Raw genomic sequence first — 6284 nt, 5'->3', positions numbered from 1 at the left:
GCAGACCCGCTCGGCAGACCATGAGCCGCCTATCCCCGTCGACCAGTTACACCCGCAACGCGGCACCTCGCGCTGGGTGGGAAAGGCCCGCAACACTTGGGACGATCCCAATACTTGCTCAGTCAGTGCTGACGTAGTCGGCGACCACCGTCGCTCATGCTCTGCCGAGAAGTAAACCTATTAAGACCCGTTCCGCTATTTCGTGGACGGTATTCTGGCGTTTTAGAGGTGAACAACGTGGAGCTTTTATCTGGCGGTGAGATGCTCGTCCGCTTCTTGCGTGACGAAGGCGTCAAATATATCTACGGGTACCCGGGTGGTGCTCTCCTTCATGTCTACGATGCCCTGTTCAAAGAACCGGAAGTGACCCACATCCTGGTTCGTCACGAACAAGCGGCGACCCATATGGCTGACGGCTATGCCCGTGCCACCGGCAAGGCCGGCGTGGTGCTGGTGACGTCCGGTCCTGGCGCCACGAACGCCATCACCGGTATCGCGACCGCCTATATGGACTCGATTCCGATGGTGATCATTTCCGGTCAGGTGCCGAGCACCATGGTCGGCACCGACGCGTTCCAGGAAACCGACATGATCGGCATCTCCCGGCCGATCGTGAAGCACAGCTTCATGATCAAGCACGCTTCGGAAATCCCGGAAGTCATGAAGAAGGCCTTCTACCTGGCGCAATCCGGTCGTCCGGGTCCGGTCGTGGTCGATGTCCCGAAAGACATGACCAACCCGGCCGAGAAGTTCGAATACGTCTTCCCGAAAAAAGCCAAGCTGCGTTCCTACAGCCCGGCCGTCCGCGGCCATTCCGGGCAGATCCGCAAGGCGGCGGAAATGCTCCTGGCGGCCAAGCGTCCCGTCCTGTACTCAGGCGGCGGCGTGATCCTCGGCAACGGCTCCGCACCGCTGACCGAACTGGCAAAGATGCTCAACCTGCCGGTGACCAACACCTTGATGGGCCTGGGCGGTTTCCCCGGCACCGACCGTCAGTTCATCGGCATGCTCGGCATGCACGGCAGCTACACCGCTAACCTTGCGATGCACCATGCCGATGTGATCCTGGCCGTCGGCGCACGCTTCGACGATCGCGTGATCAACGGCGCGCCGAAGTTCTGCCCGAACGCCAAGATCATTCACGTCGACATCGACCCTGCTTCGATCTCCAAGACCATCAAGGCCGACGTGCCGATCGTAGGTCCTGTCGAGAGCGTCATGACCGAAATGGTCGCGATCCTCAAGGAAATCGGCGAGACCCCGAACAAGGACGCCGTGACCAGTTGGTGGAAGCAGATCGACGAATGGCGCGGTGACCGCGGCCTGTTCCCTTACGACAAGGGCGACGGCAGCAAGATCAAGCCGCAGACCGTGATCGAGACCCTGTGCGAAGTGACCAAGGGCGACGCCTTTGTGACCTCCGACGTGGGCCAGCACCAGATGTTCGCTGCGCAGTACTACAAGTTCAACAAGCCCAACCGTTGGATCAACTCCGGTGGCCTGGGCACCATGGGCTTCGGTTTTCCGGCGGCCATGGGCGTGAAGCTGAGCTTCCCGGATTCGGACGTCGCGTGCGTGACGGGCGAGGGCAGCATCCAGATGAACATCCAGGAACTGTCGACCTGCATGCAGTACGGTTTGCCGGTGAAGATCGTCAACCTGAACAACGGCGTGCTGGGCATGGTTCGCCAGTGGCAGGACATGAGCTACGGCAGCCGCCACTCGCACTCCTACATGGAATCGCTGCCTGACTTCGTCAAGCTGGCCGAGGCCTATGGTCACGTGGGCATCCGCATCACCGACCTGAAAGACCTGAAGCCGAAGATGGAAGAGGCGTTCGCCATGAAGGACCGCCTGGTGTTCCTCGACATCCAGGTCGACACCAGCGAGCACGTCTACCCGATGCAGATCAAAGACGGCTCCATGCGCGATATGTGGCTGAGCAAGACGGAGCGTACCTAATCATGCGGCACATCATTTCCTTGCTTCTGGAAAACGAACCCGGCGCCTTGTCGCGTGTGGTCGGCCTGTTCTCGCAGCGCAACTACAACATCGAAAGCCTGACCGTGGCGCCGACCGAGGACCCGACCCTGTCGCGTCTGACGCTGACCACCGTCGGCCACGATGAAATCATCGAGCAGATCACCAAAAACCTGAACAAGCTGGTCGAGGTGGTCAAGCTGGTGGATCTGTCGGAGAGCGCTCACATCGAGCGCGAACTGATGCTGGTCAAGGTCAAGGCCACCGGCGCCCAGCGCGCCGAGATCAAACGCACCACCGATATCTATCGTGGGCAGATCGTCGATGTCAGCGCCAGCGTCTATACCGTTCAACTGACCGGTACCAGCGACAAGCTCGACAGCTTCATCCAGTCGATCGGCACTGCCTCGATTCTGGAAACAGTACGCAGCGGCGTCACCGGGATTGCCCGCGGCGACAAAGTGCTCAGCATCTAAACCAATTTGGCGAATGGCCTGAACGGCCCGGATATATAGGGGAATTTCATGAAAGTTTTCTACGATAAAGACTGCGACCTGTCGATCATCCAGGGCAAGAAAGTTGCCATCATCGGTTACGGCTCCCAGGGTCACGCTCAGGCGTGCAACCTGAAGGACTCGGGCGTTGACGTCACTGTCGGTCTGCGCAAAGGCTCGTCCACCGTCGCCAAGGCCGAGGCCCATGGCCTGAAAGTCACCGACGTGGCCACCGCCGTCGCCGGCGCCGACCTGGTCATGATCCTGACCCCGGACGAGTTCCAGTCCCAGCTGTACAAGAACGAAATCGAGCCGAACATCAAGAAGGGCGCCACCCTGGCCTTCTCCCACGGCTTCGCGATCCACTACAACCAGGTCGTTCCGCGTGCCGACCTCGACGTGATCATGATCGCGCCGAAAGCGCCGGGCCACACCGTGCGCTCCGAGTTCGTCAAAGGCGGCGGCATCCCTGACCTGATCGCCGTCTACCAGGACGCTTCGGGCAACGCCAAGAACGTTGCGCTGTCCTACGCGGCAGGCGTCGGCGGCGGCCGTACCGGCATCATCGAAACCACCTTCAAGGACGAGACCGAAACCGACCTGTTCGGCGAACAAGCCGTACTGTGCGGCGGTACCGTCGAGCTGGTGAAAGCCGGTTTCGAAACGCTGGTCGAAGCGGGCTACGCGCCGGAAATGGCCTACTTCGAGTGCCTGCACGAGCTGAAGCTGATCGTTGACCTCATGTACGAAGGCGGCATCGCCAACATGAACTACTCGATCTCCAACAACGCCGAGTACGGCGAGTACGTGACCGGCCCGGAAGTGATCAACGCCGAATCCCGTCAGGCCATGCGCAATGCCCTGAAACGCATTCAGGACGGCGAGTACGCCAAAATGTTCATCAGCGAAGGCGCGACCGGCTACCCTTCGATGACCGCCAAGCGTCGCAACAACGCCGCTCACGGCATCGAAATCATCGGCGAGCAACTGCGCTCCATGATGCCGTGGATCGGTGCCAACAAGATCGTCGACAAAGCCAAGAACTAAGTCCTCGACCCTTGTGCGAAAAAACGCGGCCTCGGCCGCGTTTTTTCGTTTGAGTCCGACGCTTCTGGTATAAAGCTGCATCGTTTGCGGCCGAACCGTCGTCCCAGACACCTGTCGAAACTGTCCAATCCGTTGCAAGGTAATGTCCATGAGCGAACGTCCCGAAGAGCCGAACCAGGCTTCCGACGCCGAAAGCCTTCTGCCCGTCGATGAGCACGTCGAAGAAGGGCATGACGCAGAAGGTCGCAAGGTCCGGCATCGTGGTATCTATCTTCTGCCGAACCTGTTCACCACCGCGAACCTGTTCGCAGGGTTCTATTCCATCATCAACTCCATGAGCGCCCAGGCGGCATTGAGTGCGGGTGATGCGGCCAATGCGAGCAAGTATTTCGCCTTCGCCGCCATCGCGATCTTCGTCGCCATGGTGCTCGACGGCCTTGACGGTCGCGTCGCGCGGATGACCAACACCCAGAGCGCGTTCGGTGCCGAGTACGACTCGCTGTCCGATATGGTCGCCTTCGGCGTGGCCCCGGCGTTGCTGGCGTTCGGTTGGGCGCTGGGCGACATGGGCAAGGTCGGCTGGATGGTCGCCTTCATCTATGTGGCCGGTGCGGCACTGCGCCTGGCGCGCTTCAACACCCAGGTCGGCACGGCGGACAAGCGTTACTTCATCGGCTTGGCCAGCCCTGCGGCGGCCGGCGTGGTGGCGGGCATCGTCTGGGCGTTCAGCGACTACGGGATCCAGGGCTCGAAGATGTCGTTCCTGGTAGCCCTGATGGTCGCTGCCGCCGGCATGCTGATGGTCAGCAACATCAAGTACAACAGCTTCAAGGAGCTGGATCTCAAGGGCCGCGTGCCTTTTGTGGCGATCCTGGCGGTGGTGCTGGTCTTTGCCGTGGTGTTCAGCGATCCGCCGCGCATCCTGCTGCTGGTCTTCCTGGCCTATGCGGCTTCCGGGCCGGTGCAGTACCTGTTGCATCTTCGTCGTCACAAAAGCGCCGAGTGATGTAATTTCCCTCATACTCCGCAGTCTACGGGTGCATCTGTCCTCCAGAACTGCGGAGTTGTCATGCTGATCAAAGTCCCCAAGGCGTCCGACTGCAACGAGTCGGACGTCACGCCCGAATCCATCTACCTTTCCCGTCGGCAACTGCTTGGCGCCACGGCTGCCGGCCTGGCCATGGGCAGCCTGCCACGCTGGGCCGGCGCCGAAGAGGCCGCGCGTTATGCCGATGTCGATCCTGGAAGGGCGCCTGCCTGGTTTGCCGAGAAGTTGCCCTCAGTCCAATGGGGAGCGGTCAACGTCAAGGATGAAGCCGTCACGCCGTTCAAGGACGCGACCCATTACAACAACTTCTACGAGTTCGGCACCGACAAGGGCGATCCGGCAGCCAACGCCGGCTCTCTGAAGGCCGAGCCTTGGAGCGTGGTGGTGGACGGTGAGGTGGGCAAGCCGGGGCGTTATGCCCTGGAGGACTTCATGAAGCCTTACCGGTTGGAGGAGCGGATCTATCGTCTGCGCTGCGTCGAAGCGTGGTCGATGGTGATTCCCTGGATCGGCTTTCCTCTGTCGGCGCTGCTCAAGCAGGTCGAGCCGAACTCCAACGCCAAATTCATCCGTTTCGAAACCCTGCAGGATCCCAAAAGCATGCCGGGACAGCGATCGGGATTTGCCCTGATCGATTGGCCCTATGTAGAGGGCTTGCGTCTGGATGAGGCGATGCACCCCTTGGCGATCCTGGCGGTCGGCATGTATGGCCGCGAGTTGCCGAACCAGAACGGTGCGCCGCTGCGTCTGGTGGTGCCGTGGAAGTATGGCTTCAAAAGCGTGAAGTCCATTGTGCGGATCAGCCTGGTCAGCGAACAGCCGAAGACGACCTGGCAAAGTATTGCGGCGGACGAGTACGGTTTCTATGCGAACGTGAATCCGACGGTCGATCATCCCAGGTGGACGCAGGCGCGGGAGCGGCGTCTGCCGAACAGCCTGTTCAAGCCGAATGTGCGCGATACGCAAATGTTCAACGGCTATGCGGATGAGGTCGCTTCTCTGTATGCAGGGCTCGATCTGCGGAAGAACTACTGATGCGGCATACCTTTTGGCGAGCAGGTGTTTTCATCGGCGCGGCGATCTGGCCGCTGTTGTGGTTCTATCAAGCCTTTTCGGACTTGCTCGGGCCGGATCCCGGCAAGGTGCTGGTCGATCGACTGGGGCTTGGAGCGCTGGTGCTGTTGTTGATTACCTTGAGCATGACGCCGGCGCAGAAGCTGACGGGCTGGCCGGGGTGGATTGCCGTCCGCAGGCAGTTGGGGCTTTGGTGCTTCGCTTATGTGGTTGTGCACTTGTTCAGCTATATGGCGTTTATCCTCGGGTTCGACTGGTCGCAGTTGGGTGTCGAGTTGCGCAAGCGTCCGTACATTATTGTGGGAGCGGTCGCGTTTCTCGGGCTGCTGATGCTGGCCGCCACGTCCAACCGGTACAGCCAGCGTCGGCTGGGTGTCCGTTGGAGGAAGTTGCATCGGTTGGTCTATCCGATTCTCGGGCTTGGGTTGCTGCATATGCTCTGGATCGTGCGGGCCGATCTCAAGGAATGGGCGATCTATGCCTTTGTCGGTGGCGTTCTGTTGGTAATGCGCGTGCCTCCCGTGACCCGTCGGATCCCACGTCTGATGGGTAAACGGCGGATTCTGCAAGAAAAGTGAAATTAGCGGTTGACGGCAGATCTCAGGTCTCTATAATTCGCCCCACTTCCGGCGCAGTCGAAA

General features: G+C 60.4%; 6 protein-coding genes. All 6 read left to right on the top strand.

Annotation, left to right across the window (positions count from 1 at the left end; all coding sequences use genetic code 11):
- Positions 1–237 precede the first annotated feature (237 nt).
- The 6 genes from ACIP0B_RS27580 (at position 238) to msrQ (ending at position 6221) form a co-directional block, all read left to right on the top strand.
- Positions 238–1962: an acetolactate synthase 3 large subunit gene (locus ACIP0B_RS27580; RefSeq protein ID WP_085584316.1), complete on the top strand. Its 1725-nt coding sequence runs from the start codon at positions 238–240 to the stop codon at positions 1960–1962.
- Between the two features lie 2 nt (positions 1963–1964).
- On the top strand, positions 1965–2456 hold the full coding sequence (gene ilvN / locus ACIP0B_RS27575; protein ID WP_040064172.1) for an acetolactate synthase small subunit: 492 nt from the start codon (positions 1965–1967) through the stop codon (positions 2454–2456).
- Between the two features lie 48 nt (positions 2457–2504).
- A complete protein-coding gene (gene ilvC, locus ACIP0B_RS27570; protein WP_085632244.1) occupies positions 2505–3521 on the top strand; it encodes a ketol-acid reductoisomerase in 1017 nt (338 codons plus the stop codon).
- Positions 3522–3669: 148 nt separating this feature from the next.
- Positions 3670–4527, top strand: a complete 858-nt coding sequence (gene pssA / locus ACIP0B_RS27565; protein WP_400838193.1) for a CDP-diacylglycerol--serine O-phosphatidyltransferase — start codon at positions 3670–3672, stop codon at positions 4525–4527.
- A 63-nt stretch (positions 4528–4590) separates the two neighbouring features.
- On the top strand, positions 4591–5604 hold the full coding sequence (msrP, locus tag ACIP0B_RS27560) for a protein-methionine-sulfoxide reductase catalytic subunit MsrP (protein ID WP_400838190.1): 1014 nt from the start codon (positions 4591–4593) through the stop codon (positions 5602–5604).
- Entirely contained in the window at positions 5604–6221 is a 618-nt protein-coding gene (gene msrQ, locus ACIP0B_RS27555; RefSeq protein WP_400838187.1) for a protein-methionine-sulfoxide reductase heme-binding subunit MsrQ, read from the top strand. The genes msrP and msrQ overlap by 1 nt, the downstream gene beginning before the upstream one ends.
- The last annotated feature ends 63 nt before the right edge of the window (positions 6222–6284 follow it).

This window comes from Pseudomonas sp. NPDC089534, from assembly GCF_044749305.1.
GTDB classification, from domain to species: Bacteria; Pseudomonadota; Gammaproteobacteria; order Pseudomonadales; family Pseudomonadaceae; genus Aquipseudomonas; species Aquipseudomonas ekonensis.
Note: the sequence above shows the minus strand (reverse complement) of the source record. Positions and strands in the feature narration are given on the sequence as shown.

Excerpts from the sequence above, each read along its gene's own strand:
- ilvN (WP_040064172.1), top strand. The coding sequence starts at position 1,965 with ATGCGGCACATCATTTCCTTGCTTCTGGAAAACGAACCCGGCGCCTTG.
- ilvC (WP_085632244.1), top strand. The coding sequence starts at position 2,505 with ATGAAAGTTTTCTACGATAAAGACTGCGACCTGTCGATCATCCAGGGC.
- pssA (WP_400838193.1), top strand. The coding sequence starts at position 3,670 with ATGAGCGAACGTCCCGAAGAGCCGAACCAGGCTTCCGACGCCGAAAGC.
- msrP (WP_400838190.1), top strand. The coding sequence starts at position 4,591 with ATGCTGATCAAAGTCCCCAAGGCGTCCGACTGCAACGAGTCGGACGTC.
- msrQ (WP_400838187.1), top strand. The coding sequence starts at position 5,604 with ATGCGGCATACCTTTTGGCGAGCAGGTGTTTTCATCGGCGCGGCGATC.